Source organism: Armatimonadota bacterium (assembly GCA_037138755.1).
Lineage (GTDB): Bacteria > Armatimonadota > Fimbriimonadia > Fimbriimonadales > Fimbriimonadaceae > Fimbriimonas.
The window spans coordinates 1,710,462-1,729,505 of record JBAXHT010000001.1; the positions used below are offsets into that span (position 1 = coordinate 1,710,462).

General features: G+C 54.0%; 21 protein-coding genes. 8 read left to right on the top strand and 13 right to left on the bottom strand.

Translation table 11 applies throughout. The annotated features are described in order from the left end of the window. Positions 1–393 precede the first annotated feature (393 nt). Entirely contained in the window at positions 394–759 is a 366-nt protein-coding gene (locus WCK51_08085; protein MEI7576837.1) for a hypothetical protein, read from the top strand. On the opposite strand, the gene WCK51_08090 is transcribed toward WCK51_08085, so the two are convergent. From WCK51_08090 to WCK51_08105, 4 genes are all read right to left on the bottom strand, one after another. After that, positions 756–1,631, bottom strand: coding sequence for a phytanoyl-CoA dioxygenase family protein (locus tag WCK51_08090; GenBank protein MEI7576838.1), 876 nt, complete (start codon positions 1,629–1,631; stop codon positions 756–758). The two genes, WCK51_08085 and WCK51_08090, sit on opposite strands and share 4 nt — an antisense overlap. A gap of 3 nt (positions 1,632–1,634) precedes the next feature. Further along, positions 1,635–3,845, bottom strand: a complete 2,211-nt coding sequence (locus WCK51_08095; protein MEI7576839.1) for a hypothetical protein — start codon at positions 3,843–3,845, stop codon at positions 1,635–1,637. An 8-nt stretch (positions 3,846–3,853) separates the two neighbouring features. After that, the gene (locus WCK51_08100; GenBank protein MEI7576840.1) at positions 3,854–4,729 is read right to left on the bottom strand and encodes a KpsF/GutQ family sugar-phosphate isomerase; all 876 of its coding nucleotides are present in this window, start codon (positions 4,727–4,729) and stop codon (positions 3,854–3,856) included. 83 nt (positions 4,730–4,812) lie between these two features. Then, positions 4,813–5,766: an arginase gene (locus WCK51_08105; protein ID MEI7576841.1), complete on the bottom strand. Its 954-nt coding sequence runs from the start codon at positions 5,764–5,766 to the stop codon at positions 4,813–4,815. 25 nt (positions 5,767–5,791) lie between these two features. Between WCK51_08105 and pdxT the strand changes: the two genes are divergently transcribed. Further along, positions 5,792–6,355 carry a pyridoxal 5'-phosphate synthase glutaminase subunit PdxT gene (pdxT, locus tag WCK51_08110; protein ID MEI7576842.1) on the top strand — a complete coding sequence of 188 codons (564 nt, stop codon included), beginning with the start codon at positions 5,792–5,794 and terminating at the stop codon, positions 6,353–6,355. Here the strand turns inward: pdxT and WCK51_08115 are convergent. After that, positions 6,352–7,032 (bottom strand): GDSL-type esterase/lipase family protein, encoded by a 681-nt coding sequence (locus WCK51_08115; GenBank protein MEI7576843.1) that lies wholly within the window; start codon positions 7,030–7,032, stop codon positions 6,352–6,354. The two genes, pdxT and WCK51_08115, sit on opposite strands and share 4 nt — an antisense overlap. Positions 7,033–7,058: 26 nt before the next feature. On the opposite strand from WCK51_08115, the gene WCK51_08120 reads away from it, so the two are divergent. Then, positions 7,059–7,451: a protease inhibitor I42 family protein gene (locus WCK51_08120; protein ID MEI7576844.1), complete on the top strand. Its 393-nt coding sequence runs from the start codon at positions 7,059–7,061 to the stop codon at positions 7,449–7,451. 8 nt (positions 7,452–7,459) lie between these two features. Continuing rightward, positions 7,460–8,131, top strand: a complete 672-nt coding sequence (locus tag WCK51_08125; protein ID MEI7576845.1) for a Sir2 family NAD-dependent protein deacetylase — start codon at positions 7,460–7,462, stop codon at positions 8,129–8,131. 1 nt (position 8,132) lies between these two features. Here WCK51_08125 and WCK51_08130 read toward each other — a convergent pair whose 3' ends face one another. The 4 genes from WCK51_08130 to WCK51_08145 form a co-directional block, all read right to left on the bottom strand. Then, on the bottom strand, positions 8,133–9,383 hold the full coding sequence (locus tag WCK51_08130; GenBank protein MEI7576846.1) for a di-heme oxidoredictase family protein: 1,251 nt from the start codon (positions 9,381–9,383) through the stop codon (positions 8,133–8,135). Positions 9,384–9,546: 163 nt separating this feature from the next. Then, positions 9,547–11,025 (bottom strand): hypothetical protein, encoded by a 1,479-nt coding sequence (locus WCK51_08135; GenBank protein ID MEI7576847.1) that lies wholly within the window; start codon positions 11,023–11,025, stop codon positions 9,547–9,549. Then, positions 11,022–11,504, bottom strand: coding sequence for a hypothetical protein (locus WCK51_08140; GenBank protein MEI7576848.1), 483 nt, complete (start codon positions 11,502–11,504; stop codon positions 11,022–11,024). The genes WCK51_08135 and WCK51_08140 overlap by 4 nt, the downstream gene beginning before the upstream one ends. Beyond that, the gene (locus WCK51_08145) at positions 11,501–11,947 is read right to left on the bottom strand and encodes a type II secretion system protein (GenBank protein MEI7576849.1); all 447 of its coding nucleotides are present in this window, start codon (positions 11,945–11,947) and stop codon (positions 11,501–11,503) included. The genes WCK51_08140 and WCK51_08145 overlap by 4 nt, the downstream gene beginning before the upstream one ends. 138 nt (positions 11,948–12,085) lie before the next feature. On the opposite strand from WCK51_08145, the gene WCK51_08150 reads away from it, so the two are divergent. Continuing rightward, positions 12,086–12,610 carry a hypothetical protein gene (locus WCK51_08150; protein MEI7576850.1) on the top strand — a complete coding sequence of 175 codons (525 nt, stop codon included), beginning with the start codon at positions 12,086–12,088 and terminating at the stop codon, positions 12,608–12,610. A 7-nt stretch (positions 12,611–12,617) separates the two neighbouring features. On the opposite strand, the gene WCK51_08155 is transcribed toward WCK51_08150, so the two are convergent. From WCK51_08155 to WCK51_08170, 4 genes are read right to left on the bottom strand one after another with little or no spacing between them, the layout of a single operon-like run. Further along, a complete protein-coding gene (locus WCK51_08155; protein ID MEI7576851.1) occupies positions 12,618–14,000 on the bottom strand; it encodes an MBL fold metallo-hydrolase in 1,383 nt (460 codons plus the stop codon). Between the two features lie 21 nt (positions 14,001–14,021). Continuing rightward, entirely contained in the window at positions 14,022–14,489 is a 468-nt protein-coding gene (locus WCK51_08160; protein ID MEI7576852.1) for a hypothetical protein, read from the bottom strand. 22 nt (positions 14,490–14,511) lie between these two features. After that, positions 14,512–15,417 (bottom strand): cation diffusion facilitator family transporter, encoded by a 906-nt coding sequence (locus WCK51_08165; protein ID MEI7576853.1) that lies wholly within the window; start codon positions 15,415–15,417, stop codon positions 14,512–14,514. Next, on the bottom strand, positions 15,407–16,765 hold the full coding sequence (locus WCK51_08170) for an Nramp family divalent metal transporter (GenBank protein MEI7576854.1): 1,359 nt from the start codon (positions 16,763–16,765) through the stop codon (positions 15,407–15,409). Before WCK51_08170 ends, WCK51_08165 begins: the two co-directional genes overlap by 11 nt. A gap of 82 nt (positions 16,766–16,847) precedes the next feature. Here WCK51_08170 and WCK51_08175 point away from each other — a divergent pair, with 82 nt between their 5' ends. The 3 genes from WCK51_08175 to WCK51_08185 all read left to right on the top strand — a co-directional run bounded on the left by WCK51_08175 (position 16,848) and on the right by WCK51_08185 (position 19,001). Beyond that, complete coding sequence (locus tag WCK51_08175) at positions 16,848–17,183, top strand: hypothetical protein (GenBank protein MEI7576855.1); 336 nt, start codon at positions 16,848–16,850, stop codon at positions 17,181–17,183. Positions 17,184–17,251: 68 nt separating this feature from the next. Beyond that, on the top strand, positions 17,252–18,655 hold the full coding sequence (dnaB, locus tag WCK51_08180; GenBank protein MEI7576856.1) for a replicative DNA helicase: 1,404 nt from the start codon (positions 17,252–17,254) through the stop codon (positions 18,653–18,655). Positions 18,656–18,659: 4 nt separating this feature from the next. Continuing rightward, entirely contained in the window at positions 18,660–19,001 is a 342-nt protein-coding gene (locus tag WCK51_08185) for a hypothetical protein (protein ID MEI7576857.1), read from the top strand. Positions 19,002–19,044: the final 43 nt, after the last annotated feature.

Sequence of the window (19,044 nt, forward strand, 5' to 3'; positions counted from 1 at the left end):
TCAGGTCAAGATCCGCCCAACGCTCTTCTGCTGGCTGTGAATTGAATTGGTACCGGCTGTTGTTGGATAGTCTTCTGGGCCAACTCCTTGACGAGACTTCCGTGGATGGATTGCCTTGCAACAGTCAGCCTTTCGCCCGCACAGTAATCAGCTGATAGCTAACCCCTCCGAGCCTCGCTTTGAGCCCAAGTGATTCAAGATCGATTGCCCCCAATTCGCGGAAGCCCGAGAACGCGAGCTGTACCTGCTTGTCTGGCAGGTTTCGACGAAATCCAAAAGTCTGTAGATCTCGTGAAGGTCAATCAACACGAGGGAGTGTCCGAAGATCACTAGTCCAGCGATGAGCGCATATAGGGAACTTTTTCCAAGCTCGTATTCGTACACGTAGCAATCATGAGGATTGCCCTTGCTGCGCTCTTGTGTCTCGCCCTCGTCGGTTGCGGTGGATCCACTTCCCAGATTTCGAACAATAGTAGTGTTGTTGGGAAATGGATACTCGACCTTGGTGCAAGTGAGTTGCCACCACCCGTCCCGCCTACTGTCGAATTTCGAGCCGACGGAACCTATACCCAGCGGTTTTCAGACTCAGAATTCGACTCAACTTACGAATTCAAAGAGGGAATTTTGACCACAGAAGCGGGGATCGGGTTGGATCTCAAGAAGCAGTTTGTCCCCCAAAATGATAATGCAGGCACGCTACAGCTGACCGAAGTGGGTCCGCCTCCTAGCAGCGTCTATTTCTGGCGGTCAATCAACTAGCAAATCAAATTTCGCTTGGCATCTGCGCCGTGTGCGATCGGGTTCTCTCCAACCCAACGCTCGTCCGCTGGCTCTGAAGCGAGTTGGTAACGGCTGTCGCTTGACAGCCGAATCTGACATGAGCCGTTGTCGAGGCTACCGTGGATCGTTTGCATCCCAAAGATGAGTGCATCGCCTGCCCGATAGTCCGCCGATAGCCAACGACCGCCGAACCGCGTCTGTAACCCAAGGAAATCCTTGTCAATCGCCCCGGACTCCTGGAATCCCGAGAACGCGGTTTGATTCTGGTCAGTCTGGCAGATTGCATCCACATCCATGCGCCCATAAGTCTGGTGAAGATCAAGCAGCTTATGCGAGTTTTCGAGGATCAACAGCCCGCCAATCGACAGCGGGACATCGCCATAAGGTACCCACATCGTCAACAAGTTCCGGGTTCCGCGACCCATGTACACGATGTCGCAGTGAGGGAACGTCCCTTTGCCGGGGGCAACGACTCGGAGCCAGGTGAAGTCGTAGTGCCTCGCCTCGCCGCCGAGCGTTTTGGAGAAGAACTCTATGACCCCTTCTGAGTAGATCAGCCTTTGGAGCGCAGCCGATGCGTTGCTGATATCGGGTCGGAACGTGAGGTTAAGTCCAGGTTTTGCGACGCATTGCTCAATCGGAAAACTCGGGTCTAAAAAGCCTTCGGCATCGAGTCGTTCCGCAATTTCCAGCCGAACGGCGAGAACGGCTTCGCGATCGAAGAAATCTCGCATGAAGGCGTAGCCGTTTTCTTCAAGTCTTTGGGGTGCCTCCGCCGCAGCGCACTCGCTGAGTAGGCCAAAGTGGCTCTCCTCAGTTCTGAGTTGCTGGCCTCCGGCGAATAACTGCACTTCTCAGCTCCCCTTGGCAATGCGAATAAGGTCAGAGAGCAGAGTGAGCCCCGCCGGATTGCCGTTCGCGTAGGTTGGCTGCGAGCCGTGTCCGCCGTGTGGTCGGTAAGTCGTGAGTACGGTCTGACCGACGCGAGCGATGTAGGGGGCTTCCTCGTAAGTTCGAGTGTCGACGCGGGTCTGGAGCCACTCGGGCTTTCCGCCCTTCTCGAGCCATTTAGTATCCAGAACCTGATCCGGGCAGTAGGCAAGGGCTTGTTCCCAAGGGTCGCTGGGGGTCGTGATCGATTCGCGCCAGAAGGGAGCGGGTTTCCCGCCTTCACCGTCAACTAGAACAACGGTTGGCAACCCAGCCTTGGTTCTGGCCCAAACCGAATCTCGCCAACCGACGGCAATGCCGACTCCTTCGGTTCCGAACTTGACGCCATCGTATCGATCGTCGGGCCATAGCAAGTAGGCATCGTCGAATGAAGGTCTAGGATGGACGTGTAGGTTCCAGCGATTGTGGACTTCGCCGAACGAGACATCAAGCGCGTACGACCCGCTCGGCAACGTCTCGATGTAGATTTGGGCGACCTGGTGGCTTCCGTCGGCGACGGATATCTGGTTTTCGACTCCCTGCTGAATGACCTCGCCGCTCGGCTTGGTGATTCTCCAAATCAGCGCACCCTTCTTGACTTGCGGAGTCGCAAGTCCTACTTTGATGGAGATCGGATGCTCGGCAAAGAAGTTGAAGAGGTCGCGGTAGCCAACTCGGTTACCTCCGCGAGTCCACATCGGGTCGCGACTGGGGATGAGGAAAAGGACTTCATCGGCGTTCCAATCTTGGAACTCGCAAGGAGAGAACCGCGGGCGTGCCCAGTCGGTTAACACGCCGCTGCTGCTGATTGGGGTGTCACGCAGTCCGGTAAGGATGTATCCGTTGAAGTCTGATCTCGCCCTGAGCTGTTCGGTGACCAGTTTCCTGATGAACAAGCCCTTCTCATGGCTGGCAACCATAAGAGCTTGGTGGCCATTCTGTTCTGGCTCATGGGCGAAGCGGTTTTTGTGAATGAACTTCGGGATGTCGTACTGCCAGCGCACTCCTTGCTCATTCAGCTCACTCATTGCGCTCGCCCAAAAAGGCATGATTTCAGCAACTTGAGCGAGGTCGCGGTGGAAGTCGTAGTCGTTTGTCTCGCCCAAAAGGATCGGCTTTTGGGTTCTTGCTCCCAAACTCAGGCTGTCGAACAGGCCCGTGAAGTGGTGAAGCTCGCCATAGGGATGGAAGTCCTCAAACGATCCAAACTCACGGGGATCGCCACCATACATCTCGGCCCCTCCCGAGTTGTCTTTCACGACGGGGCAGCCGGTGATCGCCTCGATCTTCCGTGTCCACCGATCTCGCCATTCGACGGGACCGTTGCTGAGCTCACAACCTACTGTCCAAGCAGTGATGTTTGGATGATGGGCGTACTGACGAACGACTGCCTCCAACTCCTTCTCAATCGCTGGGTCATCAAACATCTTGGCGGATGGCTTCCAGAAGGGAAGCTCAATCCAGGCGTGAAGCCCTTTCTTTTCAAGGGCTTCGAGGTAGTAATGAGGGGGGAGCCAGAGGCAGAACTTGACGGAGTTAAAGCCGAGCGATTCGATGTATTCGATCTCGCGATCGACCATATCGTTGGTTGGATGAGGTGATCCGGTTTCGGGATACCAGCCCCAATGAAGAATTCCGCGCATCTGTAGCGGAACTCGGTTGCAAAGTAGCCTCTGAATTGCGATATCGTAGCGAGATTTGCCGACTCGGTGGGTGAGCGGTGCGTTTTCGTCAACAATTTCGACGGGACGGAAAATCCCTCCAAAGGTGTGGAAGACATATGGAAGGAACCCGGCAAGAGTCTCGGTGACTGGAAAAGAGGTGCCTCCATTCTTGGTGACCCGGACTACGATCTCAACCCGCTTTCCTCGAAAGGCTTCGAGAGATACATCGAAGGCATCCCAGATTCCTTGGTGTGTGGCGAATTTCTGTCCGTCGATTTCGATATCGCAATGGTACGAAACGCCATGGAATCTAAGCTTGCAGGCCCGAACAGGAACATCAACGATTGTTTTGTAGATCGCGGGGCCTTCCCAGCGGACGTCCACTTCTTGGCGCCAAGCGTGAGGGATGCGCACCTCGCGAACCTGGCCCTCGCCATAATCGACCGTCCAGCGTGTGACCTGCAAACTCATCCCTAAGTTCAGACGATCCCCGAGCGCATAAGGTCTTTGAGCATTAGCAGGCCGACGACTTTTCCATCTTTAACTACAGGAAGCTCACCAATCTTGACGGGATAGTTTTGGAAGACTTCTAATGCTTCAATCGCTAGGAGTTCGGGTTCAATGGTGCCAGGGTTCCTGGTCATGAACTCGGAGCTGGTTGCCTCAATATTGATCGGGGTTTTGAGGAGGTGGCGTCTTAAGTCACCCTCAGTAACAAAACCTAGTAGCTCATGCTGCTGATTGAGGACGCATGCCGCACCGACCCCGGCGGTTGCGATTGACTTCATCACCTCTAGAACGGTGCTGTCCAGAGTTGCGGTGGCGGTTTCGGCAAGTGGGCGCATCACGTTTTCGACAGTTAGCAGAAGACGCTTCCCGAGGGCACCCGCAGGGTGATACTTTGCAAAGTCTTCCTTTCCAAATCCTCGGGATTCCATCACAGCGATCGCCAGCGCGTCGCTCAGTGCTAGCATGACTGTGGTGCTGGTAGTTGGAGCAAGGTTGTTTGGGCAGGCCTCTTCTCTTACTCCGGTATCGAGAACTAAGTCGCTCAGGCGTGCGGCTGTTGAAGCAGGTCTTCCCGTAATGAGAATGGTTCGGGCTCCGGACGATCTAAAAGAAGGGAACAGGCGAACGAGCTCGTCGGTTTCTCCACTGTGAGTGTAGAGAAGGACAATGTCATTTTCCGTGACCATACCAAGGTCACCATGGACGGCTTCGGCAGCGTGAAGGAAGAAGGAAGGCGTGCCAGTTGAGGCGAGAGTCGCCGCCGTTTTATTGGCGATATGTCCGGATTTGCCGATACCGCAACAGATGACCCGACCCGGACAAGCGAGCATCCATTCGGTAGCCAAACGAAAAGGTTCGCCTAACGCATGGCGGCAAGCGACTAGAGCCTCGGCTTCTTGATCAAGGACTCGCTGCCCAATCAATAAACTCAAAACGCACCTCGCAAGATTCGCTTTCCGAACAAACTGGCTACCCACTCGACCGTGACCGTTGCCGTCTGGTTGTTGGTGTCGTGGATTGGAGACACTTCAACTAAATCGAGCCCAATCAGCTTGAAAGGAGCGTTTGGCGAGGACAGAGTGTCGTGCATGAGTTCAGCCAAGAGGTGAGCCTCGCGGTAGGTTAGTCCCCCACGGACCGAGGTTCCCGTTCCGGGCGCAAGAATCGGATCCATCACGTCAACGTCAAAAGAGACATAGAGATACCTACAGCCACAGTCTCTAATCCGCTGAACGATTCTTTCCCATGCATCCACGATTCCGTATCGGTCAATGCGATGCATCGAAATCGGAAAGCCGTGCCCAACCGGTTCCTGCTCTCCTTCGTCAACATCTCTCAGACCCAGCCACGAAACGTGCGGAATTGGAAGCTTAGTATCTCCAACTACTGATTGCAACCGAATCCAGTCTGAGTCAATGTTGTTATCACCTGATCCGCTATCCGCCCCGCTCAACAATGCCAATGGCATCCCGTGAACGTTTAGCGATGGACTGACTCCGGGCGTATTAACATCGGCATGGGCATCGATCCAGAAGACCGCAAGCTCCGAGCCATACTTCTCCAAACAAGCTGAGATGGGACCTACAGACAAACTATGTTCGCCGCCGAGCATCAACGGTAGTTTGCCAGCTTCCAAAGTGGCCAAAGTTGCCACCTTCAAAGGCTCCAACACTGACATCAACGGGTCGACAAAAGGTAATCCAGTATCGCTCCTTTCAACGTCAAGGTTTGTTGTGATTCGCTTGCCAACCGAAACGGTGCCTTCACCCAAAACATCGGTCAAAGTCGGCACCAATCCTGCAAGCCTCAGCGCATCCGGCCCGAGCCGACTCCCTTGTCGCGCGCCCCCTAGATCATAAGGAACGCTGTGTATCTCGATCACCCCAAAAGGGTACCTTGAAGGGTAGATGCACGTCGGAGTTCTTGCGGTTCAGGGCGATTTTGAGAAACATATTCACTCTCTACAAAGCCTCGAAACCCCACCTCATACCTCAGAAGTTCGTACCGTCGAAGACCTTTCCCTGGTTGACCGACTTATCATCCCTGGTGGAGAAAGCACGACGGTTGGTCTCCTACTGCAGCGATACGGTCTGGCTGAGGCTATCCAAGTCCGTGCTGAGGAAGGGATGCCGATATGGGGAACATGTATGGGGATGATTATGCTTGCCTCGAAGGTTGAGGGCCGGGTGCAGTTCAGCCTTGGCCTCCTCAATATCACCGTTCGCAGAAACGCCTTCGGCGCGCAAGTTCACTCGTTCGAAGCTCCGGTTGAGATGAAAGGACTTCAAGAGCCGGTGCTCGGAGTCTTCATCCGGGCGCCCATCGTCACAGAACTGGACTCTCAAGTTGAGATTTTGGCAACTTACGATGACAAAGTCGTTGCCGTGAGACAGGGCAACATCCTTGGCACAAGCTTCCATCCGGAACTGACTGAGGACACTCGGCTTCACGACTGGTTCTGCAAGATCTAGTCGCCGAGTAGCTGCTTCAAGGTCGGCTCCATTGCTTTTGCCCAAATTTCGTATCCGCCGGAATTCGGGTGCAGAAGGTCAGGCATCAGGCCGGTCCACATGTCGCCGTTTCGGGTCATGTAGTGCCGCCCAATATCGAGAAAGAAAACGTTCTTTCCGTCGGCCAAAGTCGAGAACTGTGATGTGGCCGAGGCGACGTCCATCCGCATCTTGTCGGTCGAAGTCGCTCCCCTTGGGAAAATGCCGAGTAGAAGAATCTTTGTAGCAGGCATCACTGATCGCAGTTTCCCAACGATGGTTTTCACTCCTAGTGCCGTCGCTGCGGCGTCCGACGAACCGTGTCCGATGTTGTTTGTGCCGATCATCATGACCGCAACCTTGGGCTTCTCGCCAACGATCTCGCCGTTCTCCATCCGCCACAGAACGTGTTCTGTTCGGTCGCCGCTAAAGCCGTAGTTGGCCGCCTTTCGCGAACCGTAATACTTGTCCCAAGTCGCCTTTCCGCCGCCTTCCCAACCCTGGGTGATTGAGTCTCCAATAAAGATCAACTCGTGGCCGCCTTGCTTTGTCTGCTCAACGCAGCGCTCGTGGCGAGCCTTCCACCACTCCTCATTCAGCCGATGAGCGGACGTGATCGAAACCTGTGCGGAGAAAATGATTGCAAGGGTGGTTAGCATTTTCGTAGTTTGCCACAATAGGGGTTGTGAGAACACTTTCTTTTACCGTCGTTTTCGTTGCCGCCTCCGCCTTTGCTGGTCAGGGGAAACTACAGGTACTCACCGAGGAATATAATGGCCGGGAGATTGCGGTGAAGAAAGGAGAGAGCTTTGTCGTGAGCCTCAAGTCGAATCCCACAACGGGTTATCAGTTGCACATGATTTCGCGAGGAGATGAGCCCTGGAAGCTCATCAAGCAACAGTATCAATCCGAAGCAAACTCAGGCCGAAAGACCGGCGTTGGGGGAGTCGAACGGTTTGAGTTTAAGGCGACAAGACCTGGAACTGCTCGACTCACGTTCGTAGACGTCCGTTCGTTTGACATGAAAGGGACGCTTGCGACAGCGACGCCTTGGCAAGTTTCCATCGTCGTGAAGTGACGGTAACCATGAAGATTGTTGCCCTGACTGGAGCCGGAATATCGCGGGAGTCTGATCTGAAGACCTTTCGCGACGAGGATGGACTCTGGGAGGGTTATAGCATCGAAGATGTTTGCACCCCTCGCGCGTTCGCTCAGCATCCTCAGCGGGTGCTGGATTTCTATAACTATCGACGCCAGGAGGTTGCCAAATCGGTTCCGAATGCGGCCCATTTGGCCCTGGCTGAACTCGCACAAAAGCACGAAGTCCGGATCATCACTCAGAACATCGACGACCTGCATGAACGGGGTGGAAGCTCGGAAGTGCTTCATATTCACGGCGAAATCTTCAAAGCCCGGAGTGTCTCGGACTTTGACGTCCAGCAGGAGATTCGACACAACATCAATGTCGGCGACCTCGCGGCGGACGGACACCAACTGAGACCCCATATCTGCTTCTTCGAGGAAACTCCCTATGATTGGGAAACGGCGATTCAGTTTGCCGAAGACGCCGACATCTTCGTAGTGATCGGAACAAGCCTCACGGTCTACCCGGCTGCGGGTCTTCTCGACATTTCCCGAGCTAAGCGTCGAATCTTGATCGACCCAAAACCGAACTCTCGCGGACGGGGCGGGATCGAAGTGATCGCAGAACGGGCAACGGTCGGAGTTCCGCGACTCGTCGCGGAACTCCTCGGTTAGGTTACAGGCTCTTCAAGAACTCACGAATCGCTGTTCGATCATCCTCGCTTCCTCCGAAGTACCGACCCGCCGCTATGGAGGCCTCGCCACCGTGGTATCCCACTGCGGCATCAACGGTCGTTGCCCTTCCATCGTGCAGCAAGAACTTCCGTTTCGAGAGTCCCCAAAGTGGAGCTGTGCGGAACTGGTCGCCTTGCGCTGAACCCTGAATGATGCCATCCGCTAGTCCTGAGCCCATTTTGTGAACCAAGAGATCGGAGTAGAGGTTGACGTTCTGGTTGCTTAGCGCGGGGTTCGCGTTCAAACCAGTGTTGTATTGCGGTGCGTGACAGTTTGCGCATCCAGTCGTTCCAAAAAGCTTCTCACCTCGTTGAGCCACGATCGACAGGCTAGATCGCGTTGGTGGGGCCAAGAACTTCATAAACGAGATGAAGAGTTCGACGTCCTCCGCGTCCTCTGGATCGCCGACTGGGTCGGCACCCGGCGCGATCGTATGTCCTTGTGGCTTCTGCTCAGTTGAGAAAAGTGGGGTCGTGATTCCCATTTCGTTCAGATAAGCGTCTGCCGCAAAGACTTCGATGGACGAAACTTGAGCTTTCCAACCGAATCTGCCGACCTCCTTAGTGTTCGTCGCAGGATTTGTCACCCAGTTGACGGTTCCGGAAACGCCATCACCAAATCGTTGCTGCGATCTCGCAACAATTGCCGACTGGGGGATGGCCTCGATCAAGCCCAATCCAAAGAGTGGAGTCGTGATTCGGAGCGAGACGAACTTCGCCTCTGCAGGTACGAACTCTCGTGAGTGTGGGAATGCTGGGTTGAATTCTCGGTTTGAGCGAGACTGGATCACGGGGCCGCCAAGGTCTTCCAAGTCGCTGTACTTCCCATTCACAATGCCTCCAATCCGTGTCACACGGGTTAGCGCTAGATCATTACCGGCACCTCCGATCGCGCCTTGGAAATGACACTGCCCGCAAGATTCGCCGTTGAATACGGGACCCAGCCCGTCGTCCGGTCCTTCGTTGCTCGAGAATGCGACGAGTCCGTCGTCGAAGTCCTTTGATTCCTGGCCGGAGAGGTTTGCAAGTTTGCTTCCTAGGGTGTAGCGCACCGCCGAGGGGTCGTCGGGAATGGTTCGCAGGTCCGCCTCGCCCGCAATGTCAGCAGTGCCGCTTCCGCCGCACGCTCCCACAACGAACAAGGTGAGTGCCGAGATTCCACCGAAGCCGGTGATTATTTTCTGGCCTTTCATGTTTTCTCCTTTGTCTCTCCAGTTCTGCGTCATTGCTGAACTGTTGGCAGAGGGTCTTACATTGATGTTTGGAAAGTATTTGGAATGTGAAAAGAAGGGGGGAAAGATGCCAAAAGACCCGCCATATCCTGTCGGAAGGCGGGCCACTTTTTCAATAGCGGATTTAGATTTGTTTCCAGTTCAACATGTCGTACTTGCCCGTTGTCGGAAAGAATGGAGGTGGGGTATCCATCAATCGCTCATCGTAGTAGTAATCCTTGGTGAATCCTGACACCTGGGTATTTCCTCTGAACGTGCCTACTGCGCCACGAACTTTTTGGATGAGACCGCCGTTAATGATCAGGTCTCCCGGGCTTCTTGAGTCAAATGAGTCAGCACCGAAGCCGCCGTCTGTTCGATTCCCGGCTCCTGCCATCACGAGCGCATCAATCCGGACGTCCGATCCGGCGGCTGTTCCGACACGGATACGGTTTGCGTAGAGGCCCATGATTCCTGCGACTAGGTTTACTCCCTGATTGGGGGCAACCGCCGGATTGTTGGTTGTTCGGTATTCCAGGTCGCCAGTGATCGTGATTGTTCTACCGGCTGCAGCGTCCGCGGCGATTGTCATGGCGCTTTTGACTGGCGTCGTTCCGGAGATAGAGTTCGCCATCTGTCCTTTCAGGCTAGTGATGTCGCCGGTGACGAACACTACACCCGTCCCAAGACCGTTATGGTTCACAGTTCCGGAAGGGGATGTGACCGTTCGCAGGTTGTTTTGCAAGTCGATCGTGACCTGAGTTGTTGTAGACCCTTGAGTGATCTTGATAACTTGCGCGTGGGCCGACGGCGACTCGAGCAATACGCTGGCGTTCCCGACGACGTAGACTCCGCCTGATGCCTGAACATAAACGCCTGTAGAAGTCGGATGCCCCGCGGTGGAACCCCAAGCCGCGTTCGCTTGGATCGAAGTCGTCGATGGCAACTCAATTCGATCGACCGAAAGTTTGACGGCGCCCCTACCTAATTTGAAGATTTTTAAGTAGTCTGCATCCGTCACAGGATCGGCCACCATGTAGTTGATCTCGTCCCCGTTCATATCAACCGTTGATTCAAAGATCGGTTCTGGTGGGTTCGTGTTATCAATGTTTGTATAGGAAGAATTCGAGTTGTTGGTGAAAAATGGTCCACGAATTTTGTCCCTTCTACCAAACCAGATCGGGCTGGACATCGGGTTTGCAGACTCTTGGTCCGAGAAGTAAGCGTATCGACCAAATGACTGCGAACGCATCTTCACATCAACGCTTTGAGTGACTCCACCAACGGAACCTACCGACCGAAGGACGTACATTTTCAGTGGCTTGTTCTGATTGCTCACGTCAGGGATGACCGATACAGTAAACGTGCCAGCCCCAAGCTGAATCGGGTTATCCAGAAGAGGAATTGTTTGGGTTCCGGCAGGAGGGGCAGACTGGTTGAGCAACCATCTTTGGGCAAACTCGATCCCGGATTCAGCTAGTGCAAATGCCTGCGCCTGCTTCCGAACTCGCTGAGCTTTGTAGGTCTCCGCCGTCTGGAGACCAACCACCGACATACCGATCATCATGCAGCCGAAAACGGCTGTCATTCCAATCATTAGGGCACTTCCGCGTTGTCTTTTCATTTCTTTATCCAGTTTCGTAGTCGGACTTCACCCTTGTAACGAACCATCGGTTCGGTTGACGTTGCCGGGAAGTTCAGTTGATATGTCAAGCACCCATCGTTGATCTTTGTGAATGTAAAGGAAGAGAGAGCGGTATTGAGTTGAGGATCTGCTGTACCGTTCACAAGCCTCTGGACTCGGGGCGGAGTACTTGTTGTCAACTTGTATTCAACAACGCTGGCGACTCCGGTCGTGGTGTCCGTTGAGTTGAGTTTGATATTGCCGGTACTCACAACTTCAAGGCTTTCTGCTTGCTCTATGTCGTTTCGGAGCATCACTGAGAGCTTGTAAATCTCCCTTGAGGAACTGAATCTTGCGTTCGCCATAGACGACGCCGAAGTTGTAGCAAGAAACGCTGAGATTGCGATGCCGCCAACAATTACGGCACTCCCACCCGCTGTAAGGGTTTCTGCGATTGTAAAAGCTCGTTTGCGTTTCATTGTCTTGCAATCAATCCTTGTAGTTCGTAGGAGCTCGGTGTTTGAGTCGAGCCTCCAGACTGCCAAGCCAGAGAAACGACCACTCTTTTGATGTCAGAGTTGTAATCTGAAATCGTGATCGTTCCCGTGGCGTTTGTTACGGAATCCACGCCACCTTGCAGTGTGAACTTGAAAACGGTGTCCGACTCTCGGGTGCCGATGGCTGCCGCAACTATCTCTGTGGAGTTGAGTCGGCCATATCCTAGATCCTTCAGGCGATCCATCTTGGCTTGCGCTACATCCGTCATTTGCAGATATTCGCGACTGGCCCTTTGGCCCTTTGTCGCCAAAGGAATCAGGGTAGCTAAGGTCGCGACTGCCATTCCTGACAGTACAATGCCGATCATCACTTCGATCAGTGTGAATCCTCGGCGCGAGCGCCGCCGGATATGGAGTGGGCTCATACCGCTTGTTTTCCTTCCTCGCGGAGGGAACTCGCTCCCACTTTTGCTAGGAAATGATAAAAACTTGTCGATTACTTGATTCAAAGCGTCGAAGAGCGTTGAAGCAGCTAGTCTCGGCACGTGTGTCAGAATCAGACTGTGAGTAAGGGCAAGAAGCTCGTGGCTGGGTGTGGAGCGCTTTTGTTGCTCGGCGGTGTCATCGCCTGGTTTAGCCCCGCCGGTGATGCAGTCCGCGATCTACTGAAGACAGGGATCCTTGAGAAGAACGAGGCAAATGCAAAATTTGAGGGGGACACGATCGCTCACCTAAAGGCTCTTTACACGGCCGCCGAGGTTTTCCACCAGAGCGAAGAGAAGTTTCCAGATGCTGGAACATGGATGGACGACCTGCTACCTCGCTTAAAGACCGGCGACCTTGCCGCCGGCGAAGCCGAAAAGAAGCTCGTCAGGCCAGACTTGCTCACAGAAAATGGAAAGTACGGCTACGCTACGAACTCGGCGGTTGCGGGAAAGTATAAGGGCGACATTAGGGAAGACAAGGCAATCCTCTATTACGAGTGCACGCAAACAGGCAAAAACTATTCCGGAGATCCCGCGAAGGATGGCGTCAAGAGAGGGAAGGCCATCACCGTTAAGGGTGAAATCATCACCCTTAACAAGTAACCCGTCATTAGTTGCCTAGCTCGGCGGTGTAACCAAACTCTGGAATTTCGACTTCCCAGCCGAGTTCGTCCTTGATTTTGGCCGCGAGCACTTCTTGTGCCTCTGGCTCGCCGTGAACGATGAACGTCTTCTTTGGCGGGGTTCGATAAAAGCTAAGCCAATTCATCATCTCCTTCTGGTCACAGTGCGCGCTGAGTGAGTTCAGTTTGTCAACTTTTGCTCGGACCGTGACGTCTTCGCCGAAGATCGAAACCGTCGGCTGACCTTCTATCAGATCCCGCCCGAGGGTGCCTTCGGCTTGATAGCCAGTAAAGAGAACAAGCGTGTTCTCGTTACCGAGCCGATTGCGTAGGTGATGCTTGATGCGCCCGCCGTTTGCCATTCCCGATCCGCTGATCACGATTTGTGGCCCATCCTGGCGGTTCAGGGCTTTAGATTGTTCCCGGTCGCGAACATAGTTGAGGTTCGCCGGTTCCAACTCACTTGTACCCTCCGCAATAGAAATCTTCATCTCGTCGTCGTGCTCTTCCTTTGCTTGGGCGTAGGCGTGGGTGGCAGAGACCGCCATCGGCGAGTCGATGAAGATCGGAATTCGGGGCATGCGTCCCGCGTCCTGAAGCTTTTTGAAGTAGTACATCAGCTCCTGAGTTCGGCCAATCGCGAAGGACGGAACAAGAATCGTCCCGCCGTTCTGCCACGCCCAATTGCAAGCATCTTCCAGCCTGGTCATCGGGTCTTCGTCCGAGTGGATTCGGTTTCCGTAGGTGGATTCAATGACCAGGTAGTCGCAATAATCAACAACCTCAGGGTCCTTGATGATCGGGGTGTCGTAGCGTCCCAGGTCACCACTCATCATCAAAATCTCGCCGTTCGGCAACGCCATTTCCACGAGAGCCGAACCTAAGATGTGCCCGGCAGGTTTATAGACCCAACTTGCCCCACCTGGCAAGTCATGCCGTTCATGGTACTTAACGGGCTTCATCAGCTTCAGAACCCGGTAAGCATCGTCCTCGGTATAAAGCGGTTCCGCACCAGCTCGAAGCCCCTTCTTGTTTTGAAACCGAGCTTCTTCCTCCTGGAGTCGTCCGGAGTCGGGAAGTGAAATTCGGCAGAGTGCAATTGTGGCAGCCGTCGCATAAATCGGCCCATTGAACCCATCCTTCACCAAGCGAGGAAGCATCCCGATGTGGTCGGTGTGGGCATGAGTGAGGACAACTGCATCGAGTTCGTGCGGAACAAAAGGAAACTCGTCCCAGTTAAGGTCTCGAAGCTGCTTGGCACCCTGAAAAAGACCGCAGTCTATCAGAATCTGGGCTTTGCCCACTCTTAGGAGGTGCTTAGAACCCGTAACCGTGCGGGTTGCGCCGAAAAACGACAGTGTTGGCGTCATTAGCCGGATTGTACTTGCAAGCTATTTGAAAGGTGGCCAGATCATCTCATCTTTGTTGAGACGCGAGGAACGAAGAACTTCGCCCTTGTCAACAAACCACTTGCCAGATTTCTTGTTGCGCGACAGCTTGAGTCGCATGATCGGGTGATCGTAGCCTCCCCAACTCTCTGGTTCTTGGCTGACTAGAAGCACGTAGGCCGTCGACTTCGTCACGTGCATGACGCGAATCTCTTCGATTTTTCCTTCGAGTGGACACTCTGCCGTGACGAAGTAGGATTTGACCACCGGTACGATTGCCGTCTTGTGCGTCTTGCCCATGTACCACATGTATGCGTAAGGCAATGTGAGAGTCAAGAAAATGCAAGCGAAGGCAACTTTGCCGAATGGGAAGTCGGGCTTTCCGGGGCCGACCTTGAATAGTGCGATGACGAACGCCAGTATCGCGCCCAAGACCCCTCCGGTAGCTAAATAGACCAGCCAGTCAATCATCCCAGTAAGGATTGTTCCGTTTTCAGCTTGTTTCGTTACCCGTAATGTTGCTGGTACTTGGGACATCAGGATCTACATGGATGGTACAGATACACGGATTCAACTCAGCTTCAACGCGCTTTTCGATTCGATCAGCCAAATCGTGGGCCAGAACTACAGTCCATTCTCTAGGGACAACGATGTGCATTTCCACAAAGTGATGCTCACCAGAGTGCCGTGTTCGCAGCTTGTGGTAGCTGATGAGTTCAGGTTCCTCTTTGAGAATCCCCTGAATCAGCGAGAGCTCTTCGGGATCAATGTGTTTATCAATCACTTGATCGAAAGCGGCATGGATCATCTTGACCGACGAGAATCCAAGCCAGAGGGAAAGCCCCAAAGCAAAGGCCGGATCGGCGTACTGCCAGCCGAGAAACTTTGTGACGAGCAAAGAGGCAACGACGCCAAGCGTTGTTACAATATCCACTTGGATGTGCTGAGCATTTGACTGAAGCGCGAAAGAACCCGTTTCTTTCCCTGCACGCTGGACCACTCGCATCACCAAGAATCCAGCCGCGGCACAGATCGAAACGATCCCGATACCCCAGTCCAATTTCGCTACCTCTGGCTTCTGAAAGAAGTGGATCACGGCCATTCCTGCCGTGTAGAGAGCGAATAGGAACAAAATGATCGCCTCACTCAGTCCGGCTAAGGTATCAATCTTGCCGTGACCATAAGGATGTTCGTCGTCTGGCGGAGCCGCTGCCGCCCGTACACTCACAAGCGAAACGAACGAAGAGATCACGTCACTGACGCTGTGAAGGGCTTCGCTCAGTAGACTCACTGAACCAGTCAGGAGCGCCCCGGCTAACTTGAATCCGGTCTGGATCAGGTTGAACCCAAACGATAGATTGGCGGCCGACTGGACTCGGTTGGTTCTGTCAGCTCGCAATAGTGTCGTCCTTGGCCCGGTAGAGGAACTGTGCCCAGTATACAAAAACCAGGACACCAAGCGCTCCGACTGAAACGGTTGTCCACCCTACCTTGTCCGCCATAAAGTTGACATTCAGCAGCGTGATGATCCCACCGATGAGGATTCCCAAAACCGTCATCCATCGGGGCGCTGCATATACGCCGAGAGAGGCTTTGCTTGCCGCGATCAGCACCAATGGAAAGACGGCAAAGGGAAGTTGTAACGAGAGAATCACCTGAGAAAGAACCAGGCCGTCGATGTCTCTCCCCTCTGTCAGCGTAACGATCAAGATCGCAGGAACCAGTGCGATGCCACGCGTAATCATGCGGCGATACGCTGGCTTGATCTTCCAACTCATGAAGCCTTCCATGACGACCTGACCGGCCAAAGTTCCGGTGATGGTCGAGGACTGACCTGAGGCCAGAAGTGCCACCGCGAAAAGTGCCGCTGCCGCTGGTCCGAGGGTTGGAGTCAGAAGCTCATGCGCTTTCTCCAAGCTCGCAACCGTTTCACCGCCCTTGTGGAAAACCGAAGCCGCAAGAACCAAAATGGCGGCATTGACGAAGAACGCTGCTCCGAGGGCAATCACGGTGTCCCAAGTCGCTGCTTTGATCGCCTCATGCTTCCGTTCTTCGCTAACTTGCCGACTTTGCACCACCGAACTATGCAGATAAAGATTGTGGGGCATGACAGTTGCCCCGATGATTCCGATTGCGATCCGCAAAGCGTCGCCGCTCGGCTTCTCTCGCGGAATCAGAGACGACGCCACAGAACCCCATTCGGGCGAAGACTTGAACACGTTGATAAACAGACAAACCGCGATTGTGCCAACCAACACGATGACCAGTGCTTCCAACTTGCGGAAGCCGAACTTCATCAGACCGAGTAGAAGCAAGACATCAAGCCCGGTGATGACGACTCCCGCGACTTTGTTGAGTCCAAAAAGGAGATTCAATGCGACGGCAGAGCCGATCACTTCTGCCACATCGGTTGCAATCATGGCGATCTCTGCGAGAATCCAAAGCAGCACGGCGAGCGGTTTTTTGAACACCGCCCTGCACGCTTGGGCCAAGTCCATTCCAGCTCCAAGTCCCAGCCGAACGCAGAGAGTTTGAAGCAGAATGGCCATCAAATTGCTAGCGAGGATCACCCAGAGCAGCGTGTATCCGAATCGCGATCCACCCTCAAGGTCGGTCGCCCAGTTGCCGGGATCCATGTATCCGACGCTGACCATAAACCCCGGACCCAGAAACCGCAAAAAACGTGCACGACGAGACGGAGCATCTGTCGATACGGAATGGATGATCTCGTTGGCTCCGTTTTTCATAGCTAGGGCTATGTTACCCATAGTCCTATCGGTAGAAATGCGTTGGAACTTCACCTCATAGCAGGTAATCAGAGAAATTCACATGGATCGCAACGAAGCCATTGATTTTGAGACTCGAAAAGCCAATGATGTTTTCTTGGTCATGGAAGACATCAGCCGCTCCGCAAGCTCACTCGCAACCCAGTTTAAGGTCTGCCCGCTTTGTGGAGGAATCAATTCGGTTGAAGTCAGTTCTTGTTTCGTTTGTTCCTGGCACGGCGAGTTTGAGAATGATCCAATTGCGATTGCGAGTTCGTTTGACGACCTTCTTGAGCGATGCCCCGGCCTGATGGAAGCTGTAATTCCGGCAACCAGGCCCTCAGTCTGGCAAAAGATTCTTGCGATGCTCGGCGTTCGGCGAGTTGACCTTTCTGCGTAAAGTTTTCCCCGTATTGTTGGGGGCAACTTCGCGACTGAATCCGCTTCGAAAGGTTTATACTTTGAGGAGTGATCGTCGACCCCCTTTCCCGCCAAGCCCTCTATAGCATTGAGGCTGAGATGGCGGTGCTTGGGTGCATGTTGCAATCGCCGAAGGCCGTTGATGAAGTTCTTGCGGTTCTCAATGAGGACGATTTTTACCGTCCGGCCCACGCGATCATCTTCCGGGCAATTCGTCAGCTGAACTCGAATCACCGAGAAATTGACCACCTGACCGTTCGGGTTGAGCTCCAGGAGAGGGGTTTACTAACCGAAGTTGGTGGACAGAGCTACTTGTTCGACATCGAGCTGCAGGCACCGGCGATCTCGAACGCAAAATACTACGCAGACATCGTCATCGACATGGCAACCTTGCGTAGGCTTGATGTTGCTGCGAAAAACATCCAGGGTCATGTCGTCAATCCGGACATTGATACGGTCGACGACAAGGTGGAACGAGCTGAGCAGGAAATCTTTGAAGTCGGTCGACGGCGGCTCGGAAAGCAGTTTGCCCACGTTTCGTCTCTCGCGAAGGAGTTCTTCGTTGACGTCGACAAAATTGTCGAAACCGGCAAGCCCCTGTTCGGACTCCCTACCGGCTTTATTGACCTCGACCGGATCACCACCGGCTTCTACCCTGGCGACTTCGTCATCATCGGAGCCCGACCAGCGATGGGAAAAACTTCGTTGGTTTTGGACTTTGCCCTTAACGTCGCCCAAGGCGTTCGGCGAGAAGGCAAGAAGGGAACGATTGCCATTTTCTCGCTCGAAATGAGTTCAATTCAGCTCACGCGGCGTATGGTTTCCATGGTCAGTGGAATCTCGATGGGCGTGCTCAAGTCCGACAAGGGCCTCTCGGAGAAGCAGTATCTTGGGCTCGCCGATGCCTGCGAATCGCTTTATTCGATGCCGATTTACATCGACGACGCCAGTGACACCACCCCTATGGAGATGCGTGGAAAGTGTCGCCGCCTGAAGGCGGAGCATGGGCTTGATATGGTCATCATCGACTACCTCCAACTCATGCGTGGTTCCAAGAAAACCGAGAACCGCGTTCAAGAGATATCCGAAATCGCGCGCTCGTGTAAATCAATGGCGAAAGAGCTGGATATCCCGGTCATCGCCCTTTCCCAGCTCTCGCGAGCGGTGGAGAACCGTGACGACAAACGTCCCCAACTCTCAGACATCCGCGAGTCGGGTTCGATTGAGGCGGAGGCTGACATGGTTATGCTGCTTTATCGAGATTCTTACTACAAGGCGAAGGAAGAGCACAAGCCGGAGATCGAGTCGTACGAGGAAGTCCAGGAAGCCGAGGTGATCATCGCCAAACATAGAAACGGCCCGGTCGGAAAAGTGATGCTCGGCTTCCAGCCTGCCTTTGCCCGTTATCGAAACCTGGACCGTTCTAGCGGCTACTCGCGAGACGAGGACTAACCCTTTGAAACGCGTCAAGCCGCTCCAACTTGTGGCAATCAGTGCCCTGTTTTTCATGGCAAGTGGACTACTCTGGCCGACAGGACTGCTTTCCCGGGTGCTGTTGGTTCTCGCCGTCCCGCCGTTTTTGGCAAGCATTGGAATCTATGTCTACAAGAAGTTTGGCCCGGGTAAGTACGACCTGGAGGATCTTCGAGAGCTGGTCCTGGAGGGCCAGTACGATAACACCGAGGTTCCTGAAGTCGACCCCGACGGCGACTTATTTTGCCAATGCTGCCAATCGGTCTACAACGCCCGATTCGGAGTTTGTCCAACTTGCGCCACGCGGCAAACCCGAAAAAACTAGCAACCCGGTTCGGCAAGAAACCTGCTAAGATTCGCCTTAGGGT

Bases quoted from the DNA above. Each gene is read 5' to 3' on its own strand.
- WCK51_08085 (MEI7576837.1), top strand. From the start codon at position 394: ATGAGGATTGCCCTTGCTGCGCTCTTGTGTCTCGCCCTCGTCGGTTGC.
- WCK51_08095 (MEI7576839.1), bottom strand. From the start codon at position 3,845: ATGAGTTTGCAGGTCACACGCTGGACGGTCGATTATGGCGAGGGCCAG.
- pdxT (MEI7576842.1), top strand. From the start codon at position 5,792: ATGCACGTCGGAGTTCTTGCGGTTCAGGGCGATTTTGAGAAACATATT.
- WCK51_08115 (MEI7576843.1), bottom strand. From the start codon at position 7,032: ATGCTAACCACCCTTGCAATCATTTTCTCCGCACAGGTTTCGATCACG.
- WCK51_08125 (MEI7576845.1), top strand. From the start codon at position 7,460: ATGAAGATTGTTGCCCTGACTGGAGCCGGAATATCGCGGGAGTCTGAT.
- WCK51_08130 (MEI7576846.1), bottom strand. From the start codon at position 9,383: ATGAAAGGCCAGAAAATAATCACCGGCTTCGGTGGAATCTCGGCACTC.
- WCK51_08135 (MEI7576847.1), bottom strand. From the start codon at position 11,025: ATGAAAAGACAACGCGGAAGTGCCCTAATGATTGGAATGACAGCCGTT.
- WCK51_08140 (MEI7576848.1), bottom strand. From the start codon at position 11,504: ATGAAACGCAAACGAGCTTTTACAATCGCAGAAACCCTTACAGCGGGT.
- WCK51_08145 (MEI7576849.1), bottom strand. From the start codon at position 11,947: ATGAGCCCACTCCATATCCGGCGGCGCTCGCGCCGAGGATTCACACTG.
- WCK51_08155 (MEI7576851.1), bottom strand. From the start codon at position 14,000: ATGACGCCAACACTGTCGTTTTTCGGCGCAACCCGCACGGTTACGGGT.
- WCK51_08160 (MEI7576852.1), bottom strand. From the start codon at position 14,489: ATGATTGACTGGCTGGTCTATTTAGCTACCGGAGGGGTCTTGGGCGCG.
- WCK51_08170 (MEI7576854.1), bottom strand. From the start codon at position 16,765: ATGAAAAACGGAGCCAACGAGATCATCCATTCCGTATCGACAGATGCT.
- WCK51_08175 (MEI7576855.1), top strand. From the start codon at position 16,848: ATGGATCGCAACGAAGCCATTGATTTTGAGACTCGAAAAGCCAATGAT.